The organism is Capnocytophaga sp. oral taxon 336 str. F0502 (assembly GCF_000411575.1).
Classification (GTDB): domain Bacteria; phylum Bacteroidota; class Bacteroidia; order Flavobacteriales; family Flavobacteriaceae; genus Capnocytophaga; species Capnocytophaga ochracea.
In genome coordinates this window covers 692,440-719,079 of the sequence record NZ_KE150488.1, presented here as the reverse complement: position 1 = coordinate 719,079, position 26,640 = coordinate 692,440, and the positions used below count along the sequence as shown (strand labels likewise).

Below are 26,640 nucleotides of genomic sequence, written 5' to 3'. Positions count from 1 at the left end.
ATATAATGAGTAATACAAAGAAAATTAATCCCGACTATGTGTTTGAAACCAGTTGGGAAGTATGTAACAAAGTAGGAGGTATTCACACGGTGATTACCACGAAAGCTCCGAGTATTGCGAAACAATTCAGAAGGAAATACATTCTGATTGGTCCCGATATTTGGCAACACAACGAAAATAAAGAATTTGTAGAAAACCCCGAACTCTTCAAATCGTGGCGTGCTAAAGCAGCTTCTGAGGGCTTGCGCGTGCGTGTGGGGAATTGGAAAATAGAAGGCAACCCCATAGTAATTCTGGTAGATTTTTCTCATTATGTAAGTGCCAAAAACGAGATTTTGCGTTATTATTGGGATAACTACAAGCTCGATTCTTACAACAGTCCGTGGGATTACGTAGAGTCGGTGCTTTTTGGTTATGCAGTAGGGAAGGTGATTGAGAGCTTTGTGAAGTTCAACACTGCTTCACGCGAAAACGTGATTTGCCATTTCCACGAATGGATGACCGGTAGTGCGCTACTCTATTTGGAAGAAGAAATGCCTAAAATAGGTTCGGTATTCACTACTCACGCTACCGTAGTAGGTCGTGCGATTGCCGGCAATGGTTATCCACTCTACAACGATATGAAGAACTACAAACCCGAAGAAATGGCTTATCGGTTTGGGGTACAACACAAGCACTTCCTCGAAAAAGAAACTACTAAAGTAGCCGACTGCTTCACTACGGTAAGCGAAATTACTGCCCAAGAAGCGTTGCACTTCCTCAGTAGAAAAACTGATATCATCACGCCTAATGGCTTCAACGACGCCATAGTACCAGCTGAAAAAGATTTTGATAAGAAGCGGACAGAAGCTAAACAGCGTCTTATCAGCGTGGCACAGGCTTTGGTAACCCAACCTATTAGCAAGGATACCAAAATTGTAGCTATCAGCGGTAGATATGAGTTCCGCAACAAGGGTATCGATGCCTTTATTGATGCCTTGGGAGCACTGAATCGGAATTCTAATAACAAGAAAGAGCTTTTGGCTTACATCTTAATTCCTACAGCTCACGATGCGCCTAACCAAGGATTGCTAAACAATTTGCACACCCCTCAGCAAACTACCGAAAACGAACAAAAGCACCTCACCCATATTCTCCCTGATGTGTATCACGATGCGATAATGACTCGTATTTATGAGCAACAGCTCTTCAATAGGAAGGAAGATAAGGTGAAAGTGATTTTCTGTCCAAGTTATCTCAATGGCAACGACGGGGTGTTCAACCTTTCTTATTACGACTTGCTCATCGGGTTAGACGGCACCGCTTTCCCATCGTACTACGAGCCTTGGGGCTATACACCGCTTGAAAGTTTGGCTTTTAAAGTGCCTACCATTACCACTACTTTGGCAGGTTTTGGCAAGTGGGTGAACGATTATTACCCCGAAAAACAAAAAGCGATAGAAGTAGTACCGCGCACCGATAGCAACTACGGTGAGGTAGTAGGCGCGATTGCTAAGAATATTCAGAATTTATTAGACAGGAAAGAACAAGACTTCCAAGAGCTTCGTGAAACAGCAGGTAAAGTATCAGAAATCGCTCTGTGGAAGAACTTAGTACAATACTACATAAAATGTTATGAACTCACTCTTGAAAATATAGAGGACAGAGTGGAGAGTCTGCCTCCGGTAGAAACTGATGGAGTGGCATATTTAGAGAAATCGAAGGTGGTGAACACGCCTAACTGGCGCAGTGTGATTATCCACCGTGCAATTCCAGAAGCCTTGCAACCGCTCGAAGAACTCGCTAAAAACCTTTGGTGGTGCTGGAATGACGAGGCTTACGAAGTTTTTAAATACATCGATAAAGCCCAATGGATAGAAGTGCGTAAGAACCCTATTGCATTGCTGGACAGCATCTCACTTACTCGTTATAAAGAATTGGAGCAAGATGCGGTATTTATGCGCAATCTTTCGAAAGTATATGGTGATTTCCAAGCCTATATGGCTAAGAAATCGGAGATGGTAAGTCCGTCTATCTCTTATTTTAGTATGGAATACGGCTTGCATTCTTCCTTGAAGATTTATTCAGGAGGTTTGGGTATCTTAGCGGGCGATTACCTAAAAGAAGCCAGCGACAAGGCAACCAAAATCACTGGGGTAGGATTGTTATACCGCTATGGTTATTTCACTCAAAAACTATCTTCAGCAGGTAACCAAGAAGCCGACTACGAAGCACAAGATTTCTCGAAGATACCGGTAACGCCTGTAACAGATGAGAGTGGAAAATGGTTGATTATATCAATAGATTTACCAGGCAGAACCCTATATGCACGTGTATGGCGTGTGGACGTAGGTCGTATAGAGCTTTATCTTCTCGACACCGATTTTGAGAACAACCGCGAAGACGACCGTTCTATCACCCACCACTTATATGGTGGCGACTGGGAAAACCGTCTTAAACAAGAAATGTTATTAGGTTTGGGAGGTATTAAGATGTTGCGCAAGCTAGGTATCGACAGTGATATTTACCACTGCAACGAAGGGCACGCTGCCTTTATAGGTTTGGAACGCCTCAGCGAGTATATCCAAAACGAGAACCTTACTTTCTCGGAAGCGATGGAAGTGGTGCGCGCTTCATCGCTCTTTACTACTCACACCCCAGTACCGGCAGGTCACGATGCTTTTGAAGAAGGCTTATTACGCGCTTATTTAGGAAATTACGCCGATATATTGCACGTGAATTGGGAACAAATACTCGCTTTGGGTAAAATAAACTTGCAAAACCCACACGAGAAATTCTCGATGAGTAACCTCGCAGCGAACCTTTCGCAAGAAGTAAACGGTGTGAGCTGGCTACACGGTGAGGTAAGTAAAGAAATCCTCAAAGACTTGTGGCCAGGTTATATGCCCGAAGAACTTCACATTAGCTATGTAACCAATGGGGTACACCAACCTACGTGGACAGCTGGTTTGTGGAAAGAAGTAGAAAACGAGGTATTTGGCAAAGACTACAAAACACACCACTACGACCCTAAGAGCTTTGAGGGCATCTATAAGGTATCTGACCAACGCGTGTGGGAAATCAAAACGGCTCTTCGTTCTAAGCTATTGCGCCGTGTAGAACAAAAGCTACGTTTAGAGAAAAACACCCCTTATTTCTCTCCACGTCAGTTAGTGGAAATCAAAGAGAACTTACGCGAAGATATCCTTACCATTGGTTTTGCGCGCCGTTTTGCGACCTACAAACGCGCTCATTTGCTCTTTACCAATATAGAGCGTTTGGATAAAATAGTGAACAATCCTGAGCGCCCTGTACAGTTCATCTTTGCCGGTAAAGCGCACCCTGCCGATAAAGCAGGACAGGATTTGATTAAGAATATTGTGGAAATCTCGAAATTACCACAGTTCTTAGGCAAGATATTATTCGTTCCTAACTACGATATGGAGCTCGCGCGCCATATGGTACAAGGGGTAGATGTATGGATGAATACCCCTACACGTCCGCTAGAAGCCTCAGGAACCAGTGGTGAAAAAGCTGCAATGAACGGAGTAATGCACTTCAGCGTACTTGATGGTTGGTGGGTAGAAGGGTATCGGGAAGATGCCGGTTGGGCTCTCCCTATGGAACGCTCCTACGAAAACCAGCAGTATCAAGACGAAATGGATGCAGAGACGATTTACAATATTATTGAAGACGAGATAGCCCCTATATTCTATGATAAGAATAAAGATGGCATCTCATCACGCTGGTGTGCACTCATTAAGAATACGATTGCCAAAGTGGCGGTAAACTTTACCACTACTCGTATGCTCACTGATTACGAAAAGCAATACTATTACCCAATGACTGAGCGCGTAACCAAGATTAAAGACAATCACTTTGCAATCGCTATTGAACTTTCGAACTGGAAACGCAAAGTAACTCAAGAATGGGATAACATAAAGGTAGTGAGCTTTAAAGTGCCTAATCGCAATGAGCAACTCATTTCTATTGGCAAAATATACAAAGGTGAAATTACCTTAGAATTAGGAGAATTACGCCCTGAAGACGTAGGAGTAGAATTGGTAGTAGCCCAACATAAAGACGATAAGTTTAAAGTACTCTCGACAAGTGAGTTTACGGTAGTGGCTCAAGAAGGCAACAAAGCTACCTATCAATTGGAAATTGCCTCAGAATATCCAGGTGCTTTACACTTAGCTATAAGAATTTTCCCTAAAAATAATTTATTGCCACACCGCCAAGATTTCGCTTTGGTAAAATGGTTATAACAAATAAATAAGTATTTCATTTTAAAGTATATACGAAGAAAATAAGCAAATATATAAAGGTTAAAAAACCACTATTTTGGAGAGATTAAAAAGAATAAGAAATGTTAAAATTAATAAAAAAATATCTCTAAAATGATTTTGTATTAAAATAATACTTATATTTGCACCAAAATTAAAATAGTAATCAAAATTCATTTTTTAAGTATGAAGAAAATCAAAGTAACTTTATTTGCTTTAGCTGCTGCTTTTTCAGTGGCAGTTCAAGCACAAGATGAAGACAGTCCTTGGCAAATAGGATTTGGAGTGAACTCCGTTGATATTCGTACCCCTGATGCATTCGGGGACTTAATGAAAGACTGGGGAGGGCCAAGCGATATCAATATCCTTCCAGCAGTTTCTCGTCTTTCAGTAGGTAGATATATCGGAGCTGGTTTTTCTGCTGAATTATCAGGTTCTTTAAACAAAATCGAAAAAGGATTCGGTTATAACAAAGATCTTGATAACAAAGTAGATTTTTCTTTCTGGTCTGCAGACTTAGCGTTGCAATACCACTTTAAATCTCTTTGGAACAAAGAGAAAGTAAAATGGTTTGACCCATTCTTACAAGTAGGTGGTGGTTATGCCGCTATTGACAACGAAGGTAAATTCCGCGCCTTAGGTGGTGGTGGTGTAAACTTCTGGTTTACCGAAAACATCGGTATTAACTTGCAGACAGCTTACCACCCTACTTTCCAATCTGATTCAGAAGTGGACTACTTCCAACATGCTGCCGGTATTACCATTAAATTTGGTAAAAAAGACCGCGATAAAGACGGTGTAGCCGACAAAGATGACCTTTGCCCAGATGAACCAGGTAAACCAGAATTGAAAGGTTGCCCAGACCGCGATAATGACGGTGTAGCTGATAAAGACGACGCTTGTCCTGATGAAGCTGGTAAACCAGAATTGAAAGGTTGCCCAGACAGAGACAATGATGGTATCGCTGATAAAGATGATGCTTGTCCTGATGAAGCTGGTCCAGCTGAATTTAACGGATGCCCTGATACTGATGGTGATGGTGTGCCAGATAACGTAGACCAATGTAAAGACGTAGCTGGTCCTAAAGAAAACAACGGTTGTCCTTGGCCTGATACTGATGGTGACGGTGTTCTTGATAAAGATGACCAATGCGTAGACGTACCTGGTCCTGCTTCAAACAACGGTTGTCCTGAAGTAACTGAAGAAGTTCAAAAGAAATTGAACGACTTTGCACGCACTATCTTGTTTGACGTAAACAAAGCTACTATCAAACCTCAATCAGCAACTGTATTGAACCAAATCGTTGACGTATTGAACCAATACAAGAATTCTAAATTCTCTATTGAAGGTTACACTGATATCAGTGGTAAGAGAGCTAAGAACCAAAAATTATCAGAAGATAGAGCTTACGCTGTTAAAGCTTATTTGATTGAAAAAGGTATCGATGAAGGTCGTTTGACTGCAAAAGGTTTCGGTCCTGATAAACCAATCGCTTCTAACAAAACTAAGAAAGGTAGAGAGCTCAACCGTCGTGTTGAAATCAACTTAGTAAAATAGTTGTTTCTCTAACCCTTTTGTTACACATAAAAAGAGGTTGCCCGTAAGGACAACCTCTTTTTAATTATCAATTATCAGTTATTAATCACTAATTGTTTATGTTTCCTTCTATCGAAATTCAATTGCAAACCTTACCTACTAATCCTGGTGTCTATCAGTTTTACGATGCTACGGACACGCTTATTTATGTAGGGAAAGCCGTCAATTTGAAAAAGCGCGTTTCTTCTTATTTTCAAAAGGAACACGACAATGCCAAAACACGTATTTTGGTGAGGAAAATTGTGCGTATAGAACACATAGTCGTAGCTACCGAGAGTGATGCATTACTACTCGAAAACAACCTTATCAAGAAATACCAACCGCGCTATAACATTCTCCTAAAAGACGACAAGAGCTATCCTTGGATATGTGTGAAGAAAGAACGATTTCCACGTGTATTCTCTACGCGTAGGGTAGTAAAAGACGGTTCGCTGTACTTTGGCCCTTATACCAGTATGAAAACCGTACACACACTTTTAGATTTGATAAAAGAGCTCTTCGCTTTGCGCAATTGTAATTACGATTTATCTCCGCAGAACATCACTAATCACAAGTTCAAAGTGTGCTTGGAATATCATCTGAAAAATTGTAAAGGGCCTTGTGAAGGATACCAAAACGAAGCAGATTACAACCAAAATATTCAGCAGATTGTAGAAATCCTCAAAGGGAATTTCAAAGATGCGTTACATCAGTTTAAGGAGGAGATGATGGCACTGGCTTCGGAAATGCGGTTTGAAGAAGCACATCTCATCAAGCAAAAGATACAGAGTTTAGAGAACTATCAGGCAAAATCGACCATCGTAAGTAGTAAAATTAGCAATGTAGATGTATTTTCTATCGTTTCGGACGAAGAGTACGGTTATGTAAATTTCCTACAAGTAGCCTACGGAGCGATTGTGAGAGCTCATACTTTGGAGATTAAAAAGAAATTGGAAGAAACCGATAGAGAGCTCTTGGAATACGCTATTATTGATATTCGTGAACGTTTCTTCTCTAATTCCAAAGAGATTATTGTGCCTTTTGAGGTTACTCTTTCAGAAGGATTACAAGCGACCATTCCTAAGGCAGGTGAGAAAAAACAACTCTTAGACCTATCGATGCGCAATGCCAAACACTTTCGTCAAGATAGATTCAAGCAGGAGAAAATAGTAGACCCCGAACGCCATACGAACCGTATTCTCACTCAGATGCAACGCGACTTGCACCTCTCTGCCCCACCGGTGCATATTGAGTGCTTTGACAACTCGAATATTCAGGGTACGAATCCCGTATCGGCGTGTGTAGTATTTAAGAATGCAAAGCCCAGCAAGAAAGACTATCGTCATTTTAACGTGAAAACAGTAGAAGGCCCTAACGATTTTGCCTCGATGGAAGAAGCCGTGTATAGACGTTATCGAAGATTGTTGGACGAGGAGCAACCTCTGCCACAACTGATTGTAATAGACGGCGGGAAGGGACAATTGTCTTCGGCATTAAAAGCCTTAGAGCAATTAGAACTGCGCGGAAAGATAGCTATTATAGGTATTGCGAAGCGTTTGGAAGAAATATATTTCCCTGAGGATAGTATTCCATTGTATTTAGACAAGCGTTCGGAAACCTTGCGAGTGATACAGCAGTTACGTGATGAAGCTCACCGTTTTGGAATTACCTTCCACCGGCAAAAACGCAGTAAATCGGCAATCGTATCGGAGCTTGATGGAGTAGAGGGCATAGGAGAAAAGACTAAAGAAACACTCTTGCAACATTTTAAATCGGTAAAACGCGTAAGAGAAGCTACTTTAGAGGAGCTTACCCAAATAGCAGGCTTTAGAGGTAAGAAAGTATATGAATATTTCCAGAGTCATAAATAAAAACGAAGGCTTTATTTGTTGCTAATTACAATTTGTTTCATACCTTTGGAGCAAGTTCTATTATAGAAATAATCTATGGCGAAAACAGTAAACAGCTCAGCTGTAATAGCTTTATAATCAAACGTTATTCGGAGCTAAGACGAACAAAAGACGGTGCGAGCCGCACGGGCAGATAAAAAATGAACGAAGAAAAGACGAACAAAAGATGAACAAAAGATGAACAAACAACGAACAAACAACGAACAAACAACGAACGAAAGATGAAGAACAGTACTACAAATCTGGGTTCTTAGAGGTGTATAATGAGTACTTCTGCTATAAAAATAATTTATTCTTTTAATTAGAAAGTTTTTAATATATTATTCATAATTATTTCGTATCTTTGTCGCAAGTTTCATCTTAGAAAAAACACCTATGAAAAAACTAAGTATGGTAGCTCTTTTGGCAATGGTAGCTTGAAACAACAGCATACCTTTCTTACTAATGCTACTTAACTTTTTGAAAAATACTACTCAATAACTGAATTATTAATTGTTAATTGCTAATCGTTAATTGAATAATAATGCTTCTTTTCTTTAAAAACCCTAAAAAGACTATCTATGTGGTAGCGACTGAAGTTACCCTTACTGAGACCGACCTCAACAAACTGAAATGGCTGTTTGGCAATGCCCAGCAACTCCCCTCCCCTACCCTTAGCGGTACTTTCATCGGACCCCGTGTGGCGATGATTACTCCTTGGAGTACCAATGCGGTGGAAATCACCCAAAATATGGACATCCACGGGATTACCCGCATCGAGGAATTCCACGAGGTAACCGACCCCAATACGCCTTTTGACCCTATGCTCTTTGAGCGATACAACTGTCTTACCCAAGATAGTTTTACTATCGACATTCAACCGCAAACAACACTCGAAATCGATGATATTGAAGCGTATAACCAGCGAGAAGGACTTGCGCTAAGCGCCGAAGAAGTTGCCTATTTGCAAAATCTCTCTCAACAATTGGGGCGCAAACTCACCGACTCGGAAGTGTTTGGTTTCTCACAAATCAACTCCGAACACTGTCGCCATAAAATCTTCAACGGCACTTTTGTTATCAATGGTGAGGAAAAGCCTTCTACCCTGTTCAAACTCATTAAAAAGACATCACAAGAACACCCTAATAGCATTGTTTCGGCTTATAAGGACAATGTGGCTTTCATCAAAGGGGCTACTGTCGACCAGTTCGCACCCAAAAGTGCCGATAAACCCGATTTCTACGAGGTAAAACCTTTTGAGGCAGTGCTCTCACTCAAAGCCGAAACCCACAACTTCCCCACTACGGTAGAGCCTTTCAACGGGGCGGCTACAGGTTCGGGAGGTGAAATACGTGACCGTCTCGCTGGAGGACAAGGTTCTTTGCCTTTGGCAGGTACAGCGGTGTATATGACCGCTTACCCCCGATTAGAAGAAGACCGCCCTTGGGAAAAAGGAATGGCTGAACGCCAATGGTTGTACCAAACGCCAATGGATATCCTCATCAAAGCCTCTAACGGGGCAAGCGATTTTGGTAATAAATTCGGTCAACCGCTCATTACGGGTTCACTCTTTACCTTTGAACACGAAGAAGGCGGGCGCAAATTAGGCTTTGACAAAGTGATTATGCAAGCAGGAGGCGTGGGTTATGCCAAAGCCTCACAAGCTATAAAACACACCCCCAAGGAAGGTGATAAAATCGTTATCTTAGGAGGTGAAAACTACCGCATAGGTATGGGAGGTGCTGCGGTATCATCTGCCAATACTGGGGCTTTTGGTGCAGGCATTGAACTCAATGCCGTACAGCGTTCTAACCCCGAAATGCAAAAACGCGCTGCCAACGCAATTCGCGCAATGGTAGAATCGGAAGAGAATCCTATCGTTTCTATACACGACCACGGGGCTGGCGGACACCTCAACTGCCTTTCAGAACTCATAGAAGAAACCGGTGGTAAAATCGACTTAGACAAACTGCCCGTAGGCGATCCTACCCTATCGGACAAGGAAATTATAGGTAATGAATCTCAAGAGCGTATGGGATTGGTATTGCCTGAAAAGGCTATTGCCAAACTAAAAACCATTGCCGACCGTGAGCGTGCGCCTATGTACGAGGTGGGCGTGGTTACTAGCGACAAGCATTTCAGCATTATCTCTGCAAAGAAAGGTACCCACCCAATGGATTTAGACCTCAGTGCGCTCTTTGGCAGTTCGCCAAAAACAGTAATGACTGATGAAACAGTAGTTACTAACTACGAAGAGCTACACTACTATGCAAGTCAGTTACAGAACTATTTGGTACAAGTACTGCAATTAGAAGGTGTGGCTTGTAAAGACTGGCTTACCAATAAGGTAGACCGTTGTGTAGGGGGCAAAGTCGCCAAACAACAATGTGCAGGCGCACTACAACTCCCTTTGAACAACGTTGGGGTTATGGCTTTGGACTACAATGGCAAAGAAGGAATCGCTACCAGTATTGGTCATTCGCCTCTTACGGCACTCATCAGTCCTACCGCAGGCAGTCGCAATGCCATTGCCGAAGCACTGACTAACATTGTTTGGGCGCCACTAAAAGACGGCTTGCAAAGTGTATCGCTATCCGCCAACTGGATGTGGGCTTGCCGCAATAAAGGAGAAGATGCGCGTTTGTACGAAGCTGTAGAAGCCGCTTCTGATTTTGCGATTGAATTGGGTATCAATATCCCTACCGGTAAAGATTCCCTATCAATGAAACAAAAATACCCCGAAGGTGGTGATGTGATTGCCCCAGGTACGGTGATTATTTCGGCGGCTGCCCATTGTACTGACGTGCAAAAAGTAGTAGAGCCTGTGTTCAAAAAGAACGGAGGTAATATTTACTATATCAACTTTTCAGACGATAGTTTTAAATTAGGAGGTTCAGCTTTTGCCCAAATCCTCAACCGTATAGGCGAGGAAGCCCCTACCATCAAAGATGCTACCTACTTTAAAGACGCCTTTAATGCACTCCAAGAACTGATAAAAGAAGGTAAAATACAAGCAGGACACGACATTGGTAGCGGCGGACTTATCACAACGCTCTTAGAAATGTGTTTTACCGAAAACGGCTTAGGAGCAAATATTGATCTCAGCGAGCTCTTTTTTGGTGAAGACCTTATCAAAACCCTCTTTGCCGAAAACGCAGGGGTAGTAATACAAGCCGATAGCAGTGTTGAAGCAACAATATTCACTGAATACTGTTTAGAGTGGGCAAATATAGGCGAAGTAACTACTTCTGAAGAACTTGTCATTCATCATTCAGGTAAAGAACACCACTTTAACATTCCTGAATTGCGCGATGTGTGGTATCTCACTTCTTATCTGTTAGACAAACAACAAACTCAAAACGACAAGGCAACCGAGCGTTATCAAAACTACTCCGAACAGCCTTTACAATACACTTTCCCAGCGCATTTCACGGGCGAAAAACCCGCACGCCCCGCAGGCAAACGCCCTATAGCAGCAGTGATACGCGAAAAGGGTAGCAACTCCGAGCGCGAAATGGCAAATGCCCTATACTTAGCAGGCTTTGATGTGAAAGATGTGCATACCACCGACCTTATCAGCGGACGTGAAACCTTAAAAGATGTACAATTTATAGGGGCTGTAGGTGGTTTCTCTAACTCCGATGTGTTAGGCAGTGCCAAAGGTTGGGCAGGAGCTTTGCTCTACAACGAGCAAGCTAAAAAAGCGTTAGACAACTTCTTTGCCCGCCCCGATACCCTTTCAGTAGGTATCTGCAACGGCTGTCAGTTGTTTATGGAATTAGAAGTCATCAATCCTGAACACGCAGAGCACAGTAAAATGTGGCATAACGATAGTGGCAAGCACGAAAGTGGCTTTGTATCGGTAACCATCCCAGAGAACAACTCGGTGATGCTCTCCACCCTTGCAGGCAGTACCTTAGGGGTATGGATATCACACGGCGAAGGGAAATTCCACTTGCCATTGGCAGAAGCCGACTACAATATCGTAGGTAAATACACTTATCAGGAGTACCCTGCCAACCCTAACGGCTCTGATTACAACACGGCTATGCTATGCGACAAAACAGGGCGACATTTGGTAACGATGCCTCACATAGAGCGTTCGGTTTTCCCTTGGCAATGGGCGTACTATCCGAGTGAAAAAACAGCGGTTAGTCCTTGGTTAGAGGCATTTATCAATGCCCGCAAGTGGATTGAAGCTCATAATGCCGAATAAAAATGGTAAACAAAATCTTAAAAAAATAAGTGCGCAAGTATTAAATTTACGCTAAAAAGGGGCTTCATAAGCCCCTTTTATATTAAACTTTTGTTAAACTTAAAAATACGCTTGACAAGTACTGTTTTATTCGTACCTTTGCATCGCAATGAGGGTGGTAGCTCATTGTAAACTTCAAATAATAGTTTTCATAATTTAAAGTTTTGGTTGGTTAATGAAGAAGTCCGATAATTCTTTTATCGGACTTTCTTTTTTAATTCTTGCAACACTTCTTCTAAATCAACAGAAAAAGAAGGTAATTGTATTGTAATAGTACTGAAAGGGCAATTGCCTTTTAGTTTCTTTGTGATATGAATATGCAAGACATTGGCTTTCAAATTAAACTCTACATCTTGGCACAAGGCATAAATATAATGAGTTTGCTCATTGTATTCAAAATAAAGTTCTTCTTCATAAGCTAATCTACTTATACAAAAATATTGCTTCTTATTTACAAAAGCTATTTGCAAAAGCTCTCCCCAATATGCGCGAGGGTTGAGTTCTATTTCTTCAGAGGTAAAAAGTAAGGTGTTCATTATGTCTTAAACTATTTTATAGTTTCCCGTACTATCGGTCGGTTATAAACTGAACATTTGGATTCTGTGTTAATACTGCAATACTCATAATTCTATTATTTTTTTTTACAAAGATACTGATTTTCTCCTAAAAAGCAAGATTTTTTAATTTTAGACTAGAGGAACCTCAGAAAGACTTAGAAAAATATCAGAAAAACTTTGAGATATCAGAAATGAATTTGAACTTCCGGAAGATAACGAATAAATTCGAAGGAGGTGAGTTGGGTAAAAGGTGAAAGATGAAAGGTAAAATGGGTATGCTTAGCTTATAGAGAGCTTATAGGAAGCTTATACGAATCTTGGACGATTGGTATAGAAAGGCTATATAAACAGTTGATAATGAATAGCTAAAAATAAAGAATAAAATGGATTTTTGAGGGAAATAAATCGACAAATAAGGAAAGTTAAGAGGGCGGTAAGACGATGGTATTAAGAACTGAAGAAATAGAATAATATCAATTATCTTGTTTAGTGTGAATTTTGATACTGCTTCTTTTTCGTGCGGGAGAAAACTGAAAATGAGCCGTGTAAAATGAGAATATTATACAGGTTAATCGTGTAGCGTATACACAAAATGAAGATTTTAGGGATATTGAAGTAAAGAATCTAAAATAGTATTAGGTATTGATAATAAGCTATTTAAGTGTAAAAAAGGTTACTTTATCATTTTTTGGCACGCTATTTTCAATATAGATAATGTAAGTTTGACAGACGGGATGTTAGTAAAACTTGCAAGTGCATTTAAATCATAATAAATGATGACACTAAAAATTGCTTGAAAAAACTGAATTAAACAAAATTACTGAAAAATTGCTATAAGAAACATTGTTAGATAAAAATTATTCATTGAAACAAGATTTTGAGAAGACACAGAGATTGCTAAAATAAACATTGTTAATCAAAATTACTATAAGAAACATTGAATCATTAAAGCAAAGACTGAAAAAACTAAATTACAAAGTCATTTATTAGGCTATTTAAAGACAAAATTTTATGAGAAAAAACAAATACTTTTAAGTTCATAAAATTTTATCAACTTAAAAGTATTCATTTTGGAGTTAGTAGTAGTATTTATATGCATTGTGAAAAAAGACTCTTCCGAAAGGGAGGGTCTTTTTTTAATGGTTAATAATTAGTGATTAATAGTTAATAAGGTATTGCAGTAATCCTTTTGCGACCCCGTACCTCACTTCTTTAACAGGGGTTGACACATTATTTTAAAGGGGGATTAATCACTTTTCACTCGTTATTCACGGTAAGTTTTACGGTTTCTATTTTAGTCTGTGAGCAGGCTTCGATAGTGAAGGTAAAAGGAGGGATTTCTATCACTTCGCCTTGAGTAGGAATTCCTTCGTTATGAAGCACTATAAAACCGCCAAGTGTTTCGTATTCCTCGCTTTCTGGGATATCCAAATGATAGGTTTCATTGAGGTATTCTACCTCCAAACGCGCTGAAAAAAGGTATTCAGTATCGGATATTTGTTCTTCTATAAACTTATCTTTGTCGTGCTCGTCTTCTATTTCGCCAAAGAGTTCTTCTACGATATCTTCTAAGGTTACAATGCCCGAAGTACCTCCATACTCATCGAGTACTACTGCCATACTCTTGCGTTTGCGGGTGAGAATGTTTAGTACTTCGTTTATCTGGATAGTCTCAGGGATATTGACAATAGGAATAAGCACTTCTTTAATGTTTTTTGGTTTCTTGAACATATCGAAAGAGTGCACGTAACCTAGAATATCATCTATATTTTCGTTGTATATTAATATTTTGGAAAACCCTGATGATACAAAGGTAGCAATAAGATTTTCAATAGATTCATTGAGCTCCACGGCTACTATTTCAGTACGCGGAATCATTATTTCACGTGCTTTTACACCCGAGAACTCCAAGGCGTTTTGGAACATCTGCACCTCACTATCTACCTCTTCTTTTTTAGGAGCGTTTTCCATCTGTTCGGAGATATAATCTACCAGCTCTACTTTAGAGAACGAAAGAGGTACATAATCGCCTTTCGTCTTGAAGAATACGCGTAAGACAAAGTCGGATATCCACATCACAAAGCTGGAAAACGGATAGAACACCAGATAGAAAAAGTACGCAGGAATAGCAAATACTTTTAGGAGTTGGTTTGCATAAATCTGGAAGAACACTTTGGGCATAAACTCTGCCGTGATGAGAATTATGAGGGTAGAAATAATGGTATGCCAAAGGACATTTTGGAAGAAAGGAGGCAAAAGAACTGTCATTACCTTTCCCATTTCAAACCCATACACTACGAGGGCTACGTTATTGCCCACAAGCATAGTAGCCAGTAGTTTAGAAGGCTTTCGGGTGAGTTTGGTAAGCACATTAGCAATCACTCCTTCTTGCTTTTTAAGGATTTCTACGTGTACTTTGTTAGACGACACGTAAGCAATTTCAAACCCCGAAAAGAAGGCTGAAAGCACGAGTGTAGTAAGAATAATTATTACAGAAATAGGTTCCATAAGGGTATAATAGAAAAAGGCAGTTGCTACCAACTACCTTTTATATAAGTGCAACACTTGTTATAATAGCTAAGCTGAGTGCAAGCTTCTTCATTAGTGATTCTTATTTTAAGTTATTCACTCGGCAAAGGTACAAAAAAAATAGATAATAAACAATCATTTCTTATTTTATTGTTCTGATGTACTCCAAAAGTTCACGAGCTTGCTGTTCGTTCAAGCGCTGGTTGAGCATTAAGGTGTTGTACTCTTCTACCAACTTCTTGGCGATAGGGTCTTGCTTCTCCATCACATCGGGATTGAGAATCATATTCATCACCCACTCTGGCGTACGGCGGTCGAGCAAACCTATCATCGCAGGCCCTGTGAGTCTCTTTTTAGGACGATGGCACACGGTGCAATAGGTATTGAAAGTTTCTTCCCCTTTGGCTGCCATTGTTGCATCGGGGGTATCGGCTAAGGGTGGGGTGATGGTCTTCACGGGACCTATCCCTTTGTTGTTTTGCCAATCGGGAAAATCGGGCTCTGGTGCACTGTTTGAAGGGGCAGGTGCAGTAGTAGTTGCCTCTTGGGTAGTACTATCGGTGGTGGTGTTATTGTTGTTTGTTCCGCCACCACAAGCGGTTAAAAGTGCCATAGTGGCGAATGTTAAAAAGTGTTTTTTCATTAGTGTATAAAGAAATATAGCTTACGCTATGAAAATTAATTAAGTATTCTTGTTTTGTAAAGAAATATGACTAAAGCCATAGAAATTAAACAAAGATATAGATTCCCTGTTTGATTTGGTGTGATTTGTTCAATTTCTCTCCCGCAAGAGATTCCTGCCTATAAAAGTTTTACAACTTCCTTAGCAAAATAGCTAGCGATAAGGTCGGCACCAGCACGCTTGATGCTCACAATTTGTTCCATCATTACAGCATCGTGGTCGAGCCAACCGTTGGTAGCAGCAGCTTTCAGCATCGCGTATTCACCCGATACTTGGTAAACAGCCACGGGCACTTCGCTCATATTCTTCACCTCGCGAACGATGTCTAAATAGCAAAGCCCTGGTTTTACCATCACAATATCAGCGCCTTCCTCTATATCCATACGGGTTTCGCGCAAGGCTTCGAGGCGATTGTGATAGTCCATTTGGTAGGTTTTCTTATCCTTAGGGATATCCTGTTGGTCTACGGGAGCACTGTCGAGTGCATCGCGGAAAGGACCATAGAAAGCTGAGGCGTATTTGGCACTATAAGCCATTATCCCTACGTGCTCAAAGCTATTGTCTTCAAGGGTCTCGCGCAAGGCGAGGATACGCCCGTCCATCATATCGCTGGGCGCAATGAAATCAGCACCTGCCTGAGCGTGTGAAAGTGCCATTGTACAAAGAGCATTTACAGTAGCGTCGTTCACAATGCGTCCGTTTTCCACAATCCCATCGTGACCATAAATGGAATAAGGGTCGAGTGCTACATCAGTCATTACGAGCATTTGGGGTACTGCTTCTTTCACAGTTTTAATAGCGCGTTGCATCAATCCATTGGGGTTGGCTGCTTCTACGCCTTTGTTGTCTTTAAGAGCGTCAGGCACTTTCACAAACAGTAATACCGATTTGAGTCCTAAGCACCAGAGCTCTTTTACTTCTTTTGCTAATAGGTCGAGGCTATAACGGTAATAACCCGGCATAGAGGCTATTTCTTCTCTTACGCCAGTACCTTCAACTACAAAGAGAGGTACAAGAAAATCATTCGGGGTAACAATCGTTTCTTTTACCAAACTACGTACCGTATCGCTTACGCGCAAACGGCGGTTTCTTCTCAGTGGATACATTATATTTAGTTATTAATTTTTAATGATTAATATTTAGTCCTTATTTATCTTTTTACCTGCTATCTGCTCGTGTGGCTCACTCCTTTTACCTCAAAAAACTCCTTCACTTCTTTTTCAAAAATCTCTATGGGATAAGTGTGTGCCATAGTATTCAAGAGGTGAATTTCTATATTTTGCTGAGGACTCATATCTTCTCGGAGAACTGATAGCGACTCCCACGGTGTGATGACGTCGTCCTGCAAACCGATAACTATCTGCATATAAGCGCGGTAATTAGGGTTGGGTTGCGTGTTAAAAGGCACTTCGTGTCGATAGGTAAGTGCAGGATTGAACAACAAGCAAGGTTTTTCAAGCTTTTGAGCGAGGTAATAGACAATGAGCCCTCCAAGACTCGAACCTATAAGCACATCAACCTCAGCATACTCATTTTGTAACTCAGCAAAGAGGTTAGGCGCATTCCGATAGTCAATCGTAGGGGCGAAGATTTCACCGTAAGGAGTGAGCACTGCGCGCCTATCGTCTTGTAAGTAGCTATCGAGACCGTGTAAATAGAGTATTTTCATAATGAGTGCAAAAGTACAAAACATTTTTTAATTGACAAATTTGTCTTCTGTTGGCTATAGTCAGAAATGTTTCGTTTAGAAAATTGGCTTTAACAAAATTTAAAACTTCAGTCAACTTAAAACCCTCTTCTTACCACCTCAAAATCAACTTAAAAGCACCTTTTCTTCGTCTTAGCTTCGCCTTACCTTCGCCTTAGGTTCGCTTTAGGTTCGTCTCAGAAGGCTCCAAAATTCATTTTCCTTTTTCCACCTTTATGTTTCAATATTTTTCTTTTCACTGAAAAAATTAGTATCATCTATCTGTTTTCTCTTCTGCTAATTTGCTAATTCCCGCATAAAGATATATATTTGCACTCTTATAATAAAAAACAACCTATATGTTCCAAACACCTTATAACGCAGCGCCCTTTTCGCGCTTTGCTCCTACCGACTATCTACCAGCCATCCAAAAAGCTATTGCCAAAAGCCTCAAAGAAATCGATACTATTGCTCATAATCCAGAAGTGCCTACCTATATGAATACAATACAGCCTTTGGCTTATGTGGGATTAGAACTCGACCGACTTACGGCAATGTTCTTCAACTTGAACAGTGCCGAAACTAACGAAATCCTGCAAGCAGAAGCTCAACGCATCTCGCCTCTGCTCACCGATTACAGCAACGATATCCGTTTGAACGAAGCGCTTTTTAAACGTGTAGAAACAGTTTACAAAACCCGCAATTACCTTTCCGCTTCACCAGAACAACATACTCTACTTGAAAAGACTTATAAGAGTTTTACTCGCAATGGCGCAAATTTATCATCGAATGATAAAGAGCATTTGCGCAGAATTGACAAGGAATTGGCGCGCCTCAAACTGAAGTTTTCAGAAAATGTATTGGCTGAAACACAGCATTACCAATGGGTGATTACCCATACAGAAGAGCTCAGCGGTCTGCCCGACTTTGTATTAGAGATGCTCGCTACCGAAGCAAAAAAATGCCATAAAGAAGGTTGGGTAATCACCCTCGACCTGCCTGTCTATACCGCCGTGATGAAATATGCTAATAACCGTGAGTTACGCCGTAAACTTTTTATTGACTATCACAGTCGTTGTGCAGGTGATAGTACTTATAATAACGAAGCCAATGTGTTGCGTATCGCTGAGTTACGTGCCCAACGCGCCTCACTATTGGGTTATCCCGATTATGCCTCTTTGGTATTAGAAGAGCGTATGGCAGAAACATCAGAAAAGGTAATGGATTTCTTGAATAAACTTTTAGCTAAAGCCAAACCGCAAGCAATCAAAGAATTAGAAGAGCTAAAAGCCTTTTCAGGACTTGATGACTTTCAGCAATGGGATTTTGCTTATTATGCCGAAAAATTGAAACAACAGCGCTATCAAATAGATGACTCTCTATTAAAACCCTACTTATCTTTGGATAAAGCAGTGGAAGGAATGTTTGCAGTAGCACATAAGCTCTACGGTTTGCACTTCACCCTTACCGATGAGGTAGAAAAGTATCACCCCGAAGTACAAACCTATAAAGTAACCGATGATAAAGGAGAATATCTCGCCCTTTTCTACACCGATTTCTTTCCACGTACAGGCAAACGCAATGGTGCGTGGATGACCTCTTACAAAGAGCAATATACTGATACTGAGGGAAAGGATTCGCGTCCACACATTTCCATAGTGTGTAACTTCACGCGCCCTACTGCTTCGGCTCCTTCGTTGCTCACCTTCAACGAACTGACAACTCTCTTCCACGAGTTTGGGCACGCTCTTCACGGTATGCTTTCTAAGGTTACGTATCCTTCTCTAAGCGGCACTAATGTAGCCCGCGACTTTGTAGAGCTTCCCAGCCAGCTGATGGAGAACTGGTGTTACGAAGAAGAAACCTTGCGTCTTTTTGCAACACATTACCAAACAGGTGAGCCTTTGCCCATAGAATGGGTGCAAAAAATAAAAGAAGCCAGTGTCTTTATGGAAGGACTTTTAAGTGTGCGTCAGTTAAATTTTGGGTTCTTAGATATGGCGTGGCATACCTACCCTCATTTGGAACGCCTTGAAGATGTTCGCACTTTTGAACAAACAGTTACCAAAGAAACCCAACTCTATCCAACTGTGGAAGCGATGTGTATTTCGCCCGCCTTTTCACATATTTTTAGTGGAGGCTATGCCGCAGGGTATTATAGTTACAAATGGTCGGAAGTGTTAGATGCTGATGCTTTTGAAGTTTTTAAGGAATCAGGTATTTTTAATACTGAAGTAGCTACTCGTTTCCGCAGAGAAGTGCTCAGCAAAGGTAGTAGTGAGAAGGAAATGACCCTTTACAAACGTTTTCGTGGAAAAGAGCCCTCTATAGATGCTTTAATGAGAAGAGCAGGATTCGACTTAGATAAGAGATAAAATAAGATAGAAGATGAGTATCAATTAATAATAATCAATAGTATGACAACAGAAAATACACAATTGGTAATCCTTGACATTCAAGGAAAGTTATCGCAAATCGTTTATAAATCGGAAGAGGTGTTACACAACAGTAGGATTCTTATTCAGGGGTGCAAGCTCTTAGAGCTTCCTATCATTTGGGTGGAACAAATGCCCGATAAGTTGGGTGCTACTCACCCTGTGATTGCTGAGATATTAGAAGGTAAAAACCCCGTGAAGAAAAGTAGCTTTTCAGCTTGGGGTAATGCTGAGTTCCGCAAAGAGCTTAAGGCTAACAATCGCAAGCACGTATTGCTCATAGGTATTGAAACCCATATCTGTATTTACCAAACTGCGCTCGATTTGCTCGCTGAAGGTTATGAAGTATCCGTAATTGCCGATGCAGTATCTTCGCGTACCGAAAGCAATAAGCACATCGGGCTCACAATGCTACGTGATGCAGGAGCTACTCTATTAAGCACCGAAGCGACACTCTTTGCTCTCTTGCGCACTGCCGAGCACCCGCAATTTAAGGAAATAGCAAGATTAGTGAAATAATGATTAATGGCTAATGATTAATAAAAAGGCTGTAAGAGTTTTCTTACAGCCTTTTTACATTAACATTCTCCTACTTTTCTAATTTAATAGTGAGCACAGGTGTGCTAGAGTGATTTACAAGGTCACTACTGATACTTCCATTGAAGAAGTGAGCAATACCCTTACGTCCGTTAGGGAACATACAGATAAGGTCTATATTGTTTTCCTTCACATAGTTTAAGATTCCTGTTTCTACACGAATATCGTTATAAACGTGTGTTTCAAAATGCTGATGAGAGTGTTCAGCTTCTTTAAGGAACTCTTCCATACGTTTGTTTATTTCGGAAGTAGTGAGGAACTGGTAAGGAGTATTAACATACACCAAATCAACCTTAGCACCAAATACTTTAGCAAGTTTCAGTGCCTTTTCAAAAGGTTTTAAAAATCGTTTAGAGAAATCGCAACCAAACATCATATGTTTAATTTTGAGCTTTTCGTGTGGATTTTTAATTACCAATACAGGCACAGAGGCAGAGCGGACTACTTTTTCAGCATTAGAGCCTATAAAGAGTTCTTTGGCGCCTGAAGCCCCATTAGAGCCCATAAACACGAGGTCGATATGGTATTTCTTTACAACTTCTTCCACAGCTTCGGGTAGCGGAGCGGTTTCAACAAGGTCAATTACTTCGACGGTGGTATCAATTTCCTTTTTAAGGTCGTTGAAACGCTGTTTAGTAAGGTTGAGAAAATACATTGCTTCGGGTACCGATACTTGACTTTCGGTCATTAAGCGGATAGGAAGTTCAATGGCGTGCAACACATATACTTTGGCATTGTGTTGCTTAGCTAAGTTAATCGCAACGTGTAGTGAAGCGATTGACTTTTCTGAAAAATCGGTGGTTACTAAAATGTTTTTCATAAGAATCTATTTTTTTTAGTTAAAAGTTATGAGTTTAGAGTTATGAAAGCGACCTACTCTAAAATTAGGTTTAGCTTATATAAAGCTTATGCAAAGCTTATACGAATCTTGAACGATTGTTATACAAAGGGTATATAAAGCATTCATTAACAGGTTTTTTATCAGATGTTTTTATCAAGGAAAAAAAGGTATTACAACGGCGGTAATTACTGTTTTTATTATTCTTAACAATCAGTTTATTAGTACTTTAAACGCCTTTATGGCTTACCGAATGCCTATCTATACAAATATTGATAGCTTTATGCGTTAGTTAAATTTCACGTGGTAAAGGTACTACTTATTTTTATAACTTCCAAACTTTTTTTACTTTTTTTCTTGTTATTTAGAAAATTCGTCGTATCTTTGCACCGAAAAGTAATACTTGAGGGGACATTTAAGTCCCCTCTTTTTATAGCAAATGAATTTCAAAGACCAAGTTAAAGAGTTAGTTAATAAGGCTTTAAGCGAGCACCCTGAACTGTTTCTAACCGATTTAAGCGTAGGAACTGACAATACCATTCGCGTGACTATCGACGGGGATAAGGGCGTGGGTATTGACGATTGTATAGAACTTAGCCGTGCTATTGAAAACTCTTTAGACCGCGAGGTGGTAGATTTCGCCCTGGAGGTTACTTCGTTTGGCGCTACTGAGCCTTTTGTAATGGAACGCCAATACGCCAAAAATGCAGGTAGAACTGTGCAAGTCACGACACTCGACGGTAAAACACACGAAGGAGTACTGAAAGGCATTGTTGAAGGTAAAGCCGTACTCGAAACTGAAACTCGCGAACCGAAACCCGTAGGCAAAGGTAAAATCACTGTAAAGAAAGAGCACTTGTTTGCGCTCACCGATATAAAAGAAACTAAAGTAATCATTAAATTTTAATTAAACGTATATGAATAGTCTTGAATTAATCGAATCATTCTCGGAGTTTAAAGATGATAAACTCATCAATCGCGAAACCTTGATGGCTATTTTGGAAGAGGTTTTCCGCAATACTCTAAAAAAGAAATATGGCTCTGACGATAATTTCGATATTATTATCAACCCCGATAAAGGCGACTTACAAATCTTTCGTAACCGTGTGGTAGTGGAAGACGGTGCAGTAACGAACGACAATCAGCAAATTGAACTTTCGGTAGCTCGCAAAATTGAACCCGATTTTGAGGTAGGAGAAGACGTTTCAGAAGAAATTAAAATTAATGACTTGGGTCGGCGTGCTATCTTAGCTTTACGCCAAAACCTGATTTCTAAAATTCACGAATACGATAGTATGACTATCTATCAGCATTTCAAAGACTTGATAGGTCAGCTATACGTAGCCGAAATACACCATATCCGTCACAAAGCTATCATCTTATTAGACGACGAAGGCAATGAGATTATCCTTCCTAAGGAAAAACAAATTCCGTCAGACTTCTTTAAGAAAGGCGAGCACGTGCGCGGAATTATCGAATCAGTAGAGCTGAAAAGCACTAAGCCTACCATTATTATGTCGCGTACCTCTCCCCTATTCTTGGAGCGTTTGTTCGAACAAGAAATCCCTGAGATTGCCGACGGACTTATCACTATTAACAAGGTCGTGCGTATTCCAGGAGAAAAGGCAAAAGTAGCTGTAGATTCATTCGACGACCGTATTGATGCGGTAGGTGCGTGCGTAGGTGTACGTGGGTCTCGTATTCACGGTATTGTGCGCGAGTTGGGCAATGAGAATATCGATGTATTACCATTCACCAATAACCCACAACTGCTCATCACCCGTGCTTTGGCACCTGCACGTGTATCTTCAGTGGTTATCAACGAAGAAGAAAAACGTGCTGATGTGTATTTGGCAAATGAAGAAGTATCGAAAGCCATTGGTAAATCGGGCTATAACATTCGCTTGGCGAGTCAGCTTTCAGGCTATGAAATCGACGTATATCGCGAAGGAGCAACCGAAGAAGATATTGAGCTTAGCGAATTTAACGACGAAATTGAAGAATGGGTGATTGAAGAACTGCAAAAAGCAGGACTTGATACAGCTAAGAGTGTATTGGAACTTTCTGCCGAAGAGCTAATGCAACGCACTGACCTCGAAGAAGAGACTGTAAACGAAGTGCTACGCATTTTGGCAGAAGAGTTTGAATAGGGTAAGAGAAAAAATCTGTGAAAGCAGAGTGTATGAGGGAGGTAGATTCCTTACAACTTAAACAAAGAATAATGTATCCTTTCTTCTTAGGAGGGGAATGGATTTTAATAAACATATATGAGCGAGGGAAAAAAAATAAGATTAAGCAAAGTTTTAAAGGAGTTCAATATCTCTATGGTAACAGCCGTAGAATATCTGAAGAAGGAGAAAGGGATAGAAATAGAATCTAACCCTAATACTTCTATTACAGAAGATATTGTGAAGTTCCTTTCGAACAAATTTAACGCCGACAAGAGTAAGCGTGAGGTTTCAAAAGAGATAGTGGAAGACAAGCGCAAAGAGCGCGAGGCTATCCGCATAGAGCAAGAGAAAGAAAACCAAGAGAAGCGCAAACAGCAGGAGCAAGAAGTGATAAAAGCTAAAGCTCAACTAGCTGGGCTCAAACCTGTGGGTAAAATAGACCTTGAAGAAGGTAATAAAAAAGAAGGGGTAGCTCCTGCTCAAGAAGCACCAAAACCAGAAATTACTACTTCAAAACAGGAAGTAACCACTTCTAAAACAAAAACAACAACCTCGAAGCAAGAAGCAATTCCTGATACGGTGCAATCTCAGCCGTCTGCCAAGAACAATAAAGAAAAAGACAAGAAAAAAGACAACAATAAACCCGACGCTCAAAAGAATAAATCTGCTTATCAAAATCCATTGGCACAAACCGTTGCTACACAAAAGAAGAAGGAACAACAGAACCATAACTCTAAGGAAGAACTCACCTCTGAGATTCCTGCAGGTGTAATTGAAACCCAGTACCAAAAGCTCACAGGTCCTAAAGTAGTAGGTGAGAAAATAGACCTCAGCCAGTTTGAGAAAAAGAAGAAAAAGCGCAAACGCAACCGTCACAAAGACAAGGATAAAGAGACTCAAATTACTACTAATAATGCTACTGATGCTACCGGCGACAGCGAAAAACGCAAACGCAAACGCATTCGCAAAGATGAAGTGAATGTGGCTAAAGGTGGTGACAACACGAAGAAAGAAAAGAAAAACAAGATTATTGCCAAAATAGAACCTTCCGAAGAAGAAGTACAAAAACAAGTGCGCGAGACCCTTGAGCGCTTGCAAGGTAAAGGTACAAAATCTAAGGGGGCTAAATACCGCAAAGAAAAACGAGAAACACACCGACAAAAGGTAGAACAAGAGCTCGCTGAACAAGAACAACAAGAGAAAATACTAAAAGTAACCGAGTTTGTAACAGTAAACGAACTGGCTACAATGATGGACGTGCCTATCAATAAGGTGATTGGTGCGTGTATGTCTCTCGGTATTATGGTAACAATGAATCAGCGTCTTGATGCCGAAACCCTCTCGATAGTAGCTGATGAGTTTGGCTATGAGGTGGAATTTGCAACAGCTAACATCGAAGAAGCTATCCATACCGAAGAAGATCAACCTGAAGATTTAGTACCTCGTGCACCTATTGTTACTGTAATGGGGCACGTAGACCACGGTAAAACATCGCTCTTAGACTACATTCGTAAAGAAAATGTAATTGCAGGCGAAAGCGGAGGTATAACTCAGCACATTGGGGCTTACAGCGTGAAATTAGAAAGTGGTGAACGTATCACTTTCCTCGATACTCCTGGTCACGAAGCCTTTACCGCTATGCGTGCTCGTGGTACCAAGGTAACCGATATCGCTATTATTGTGGTAGCTGCCGACGATGATGTGATGCCTCAAACCAAAGAGGCTATTAGTCACGCACAAGCCGCAGGAGTACCTATTATCTTTGCCATTAACAAGATTGATAAACCGAATGCGAACCCCGATAAAATTAAAGAACACTTGGCGACTATGAATCTCCTCGTAGAAGAATGGGGCGGTAAAATACAGTCGCAGGATATTTCAGCAAAGCAAGGTATCGGTGTATCTGAACTATTGGAAAAAGTACTCTTAGAAGCTGAAATCCTCGAACTAAAAGCAAATCCAAACAAACCGGCGGTAGGTACTGTAGTGGAAGCAGCTCTTGACAAAGGTCGTGGTTATGTATCTACTATATTGGTAGAATCGGGTACGTTGCACGTAGGCGACTATGTACTGGCGGGTACCAACTCTGGTAAAATACGTGCTATGCACGACGAACGAGGTAAGAAGGTAAAAGAAGCAGGCCCCTCTACTCCTATTTCTATCTTGGGATTGGACGGAGCTCCTCAAGCAGGTGATAAATTCTACGTGTTCGAAGACGAAAAAGAAGCCAAACAGATTGTAGCTAAACGCGCTCAGTTACAACGCGAACAATCAGTACGTACGCAACGCCACATCACCCTCGACGAGATAGGACGACGCATTGCTCTCGGTGACTTCAAACAGTTGAATATTATTCTTAAAGGTGACGTAGACGGCTCGGTAGAAGCTCTTACCGACTCTTTCCAAAAGCTCTCTACTGAAGAGATACAAGTGTCTATCATTCATAAAGGCGTGGGAGCAATTACCGAGTCTGATGTATTATTGGCTTCTGCCTCCGATGCTATTATCATTGGTTTCAACGTTCGTCCGATGACCAACGCACGCGCCTTAGCAGAAAAAGAATCTATCGATATCCGTACCTACTCTATCATCTACGACGCTATCAACGACCTCAAAGACGCAATGGAAGGAATGCTTTCTCCTGTCTTCAAAGAAGAGGTTACTGGTACCGTAGAAATACGCGAACTCTTCAAGATTTCTAAAGTAGGAACCATTGCGGGCTGTATGGTAACCGATGGTAAAATCTACCGCAGCTCTAAGATACGTCTATTGCGTGACAATGTGGTGATTTATACAGGTGAACTTTCTTCACTCAAACGTTTCAAAGACGATGTAAAAGAGGTGAGCAAAGGTTATGATTGCGGTTTGCAAATCAAGAACTACAACGATATTCACGAAGGAGACGTGATAGAAGCCTTCCAAGAAGTAGCTGTAAAGAAGAAACTGTAAAAAGTGATATAATAAAAAAAGCGCCTTAAAAGGCGCTTTTTTATTAATAGGGTGGAATATGGGGCTCGAACCCACGACCTTCGGAACCACAATCCGACGCTCTAACCAACTGAGCTAAGACCACCGTCTGTATTTTCGGGTGCAAAAGTAACTCCTTTTTCCCAATCTACCAAATATTTAGACAACTATTTTTTAGCTAAGTGTTAAGTGT

Annotated in this window: 15 protein-coding genes and 1 tRNA gene; 9 read left to right on the top strand and 7 right to left on the bottom strand. The window is 40.8% G+C overall.

Annotated elements, in window-relative coordinates:
- Window positions 1-5: 5 nt before the first annotated feature.
- The 4 genes from glgP (at window position 6) to purL (ending at window position 11,945) form a co-directional block, all read left to right on the top strand.
- On the top strand, window positions 6-4,247 hold the full coding sequence (glgP, locus tag HMPREF1528_RS03170) for an alpha-glucan family phosphorylase (protein ID WP_016478596.1): 4,242 nt from the start codon (window positions 6-8) through the stop codon (window positions 4,245-4,247).
- A 204-nt stretch (window positions 4,248-4,451) separates the two neighbouring features.
- On the top strand, window positions 4,452-5,822 hold the full coding sequence (locus tag HMPREF1528_RS03165) for an OmpA family protein (RefSeq protein WP_016478595.1): 1,371 nt from the start codon (window positions 4,452-4,454) through the stop codon (window positions 5,820-5,822).
- Window positions 5,823-5,920: 98 nt separating this feature from the next.
- On the top strand, window positions 5,921-7,711 hold the full coding sequence (gene uvrC / locus HMPREF1528_RS03160) for an excinuclease ABC subunit UvrC (RefSeq protein ID WP_016478594.1): 1,791 nt from the start codon (window positions 5,921-5,923) through the stop codon (window positions 7,709-7,711).
- 562 nt (window positions 7,712-8,273) lie between these two features.
- Window positions 8,274-11,945 (top strand): phosphoribosylformylglycinamidine synthase, encoded by a 3,672-nt coding sequence (gene purL, locus HMPREF1528_RS03155; protein WP_016478593.1) that lies wholly within the window; start codon window positions 8,274-8,276, stop codon window positions 11,943-11,945.
- 236 nt (window positions 11,946-12,181) lie between these two features.
- Here the strand turns inward: purL and HMPREF1528_RS03150 are convergent, their stop codons facing one another.
- The 5 genes from HMPREF1528_RS03150 to HMPREF1528_RS03130 all read right to left on the bottom strand — a co-directional run bounded on the left by HMPREF1528_RS03150 (window position 12,182) and on the right by HMPREF1528_RS03130 (window position 17,445).
- Window positions 12,182-12,520, bottom strand: coding sequence for a hypothetical protein (locus tag HMPREF1528_RS03150; protein WP_016478592.1), 339 nt, complete (start codon window positions 12,518-12,520; stop codon window positions 12,182-12,184).
- Between the two features lie 1,278 nt (window positions 12,521-13,798).
- The gene (locus HMPREF1528_RS03145) at window positions 13,799-15,049 is read right to left on the bottom strand and encodes a hemolysin family protein (protein WP_016478591.1); all 1,251 of its coding nucleotides are present in this window, start codon (window positions 15,047-15,049) and stop codon (window positions 13,799-13,801) included.
- A 163-nt stretch (window positions 15,050-15,212) separates the two neighbouring features.
- Window positions 15,213-15,713 carry a c-type cytochrome gene (locus HMPREF1528_RS03140; RefSeq protein WP_034567783.1) on the bottom strand — a complete coding sequence of 167 codons (501 nt, stop codon included), beginning with the start codon at window positions 15,711-15,713 and terminating at the stop codon, window positions 15,213-15,215.
- Between the two features lie 158 nt (window positions 15,714-15,871).
- The gene (gene hemB, locus HMPREF1528_RS03135; protein WP_016478589.1) at window positions 15,872-16,858 is read right to left on the bottom strand and encodes a porphobilinogen synthase; all 987 of its coding nucleotides are present in this window, start codon (window positions 16,856-16,858) and stop codon (window positions 15,872-15,874) included.
- A 59-nt stretch (window positions 16,859-16,917) separates the two neighbouring features.
- A complete protein-coding gene (locus HMPREF1528_RS03130; RefSeq protein WP_016478588.1) occupies window positions 16,918-17,445 on the bottom strand; it encodes a YqiA/YcfP family alpha/beta fold hydrolase in 528 nt (175 codons plus the stop codon).
- A 353-nt stretch (window positions 17,446-17,798) separates the two neighbouring features.
- On the opposite strand from HMPREF1528_RS03130, the gene HMPREF1528_RS03125 reads away from it, so the two are divergent.
- Window positions 17,799-19,814 carry a M3 family metallopeptidase gene (locus tag HMPREF1528_RS03125; protein WP_016478587.1) on the top strand — a complete coding sequence of 672 codons (2,016 nt, stop codon included), beginning with the start codon at window positions 17,799-17,801 and terminating at the stop codon, window positions 19,812-19,814.
- Between the two features lie 42 nt (window positions 19,815-19,856).
- Window positions 19,857-20,393: a hydrolase gene (locus tag HMPREF1528_RS03120; protein ID WP_016478586.1), complete on the top strand. Its 537-nt coding sequence runs from the start codon at window positions 19,857-19,859 to the stop codon at window positions 20,391-20,393.
- Between the two features lie 70 nt (window positions 20,394-20,463).
- Here the strand turns inward: HMPREF1528_RS03120 and HMPREF1528_RS03115 are convergent, their stop codons facing one another.
- Window positions 20,464-21,291, bottom strand: coding sequence for a universal stress protein (locus HMPREF1528_RS03115; protein WP_009422677.1), 828 nt, complete (start codon window positions 21,289-21,291; stop codon window positions 20,464-20,466).
- A gap of 457 nt (window positions 21,292-21,748) precedes the next feature.
- On the opposite strand from HMPREF1528_RS03115, the gene rimP reads away from it, so the two are divergent.
- From rimP to infB, 3 genes are all read left to right on the top strand, one after another.
- Window positions 21,749-22,216 carry a ribosome assembly cofactor RimP gene (rimP, locus tag HMPREF1528_RS03110; protein WP_016478585.1) on the top strand — a complete coding sequence of 156 codons (468 nt, stop codon included), beginning with the start codon at window positions 21,749-21,751 and terminating at the stop codon, window positions 22,214-22,216.
- Between the two features lie 10 nt (window positions 22,217-22,226).
- Complete coding sequence (nusA, locus tag HMPREF1528_RS03105; protein WP_016478584.1) at window positions 22,227-23,459, top strand: transcription termination factor NusA; 1,233 nt, start codon at window positions 22,227-22,229, stop codon at window positions 23,457-23,459.
- Between the two features lie 117 nt (window positions 23,460-23,576).
- Window positions 23,577-26,429, top strand: coding sequence for a translation initiation factor IF-2 (infB, locus tag HMPREF1528_RS03100; protein ID WP_016478583.1), 2,853 nt, complete (start codon window positions 23,577-23,579; stop codon window positions 26,427-26,429).
- A 49-nt stretch (window positions 26,430-26,478) separates the two neighbouring features.
- Here infB and HMPREF1528_RS03095 read toward each other — a convergent pair.
- Window positions 26,479-26,554 (bottom strand) — tRNA-His (locus tag HMPREF1528_RS03095).
- Window positions 26,555-26,640: the final 86 nt, after the last annotated feature.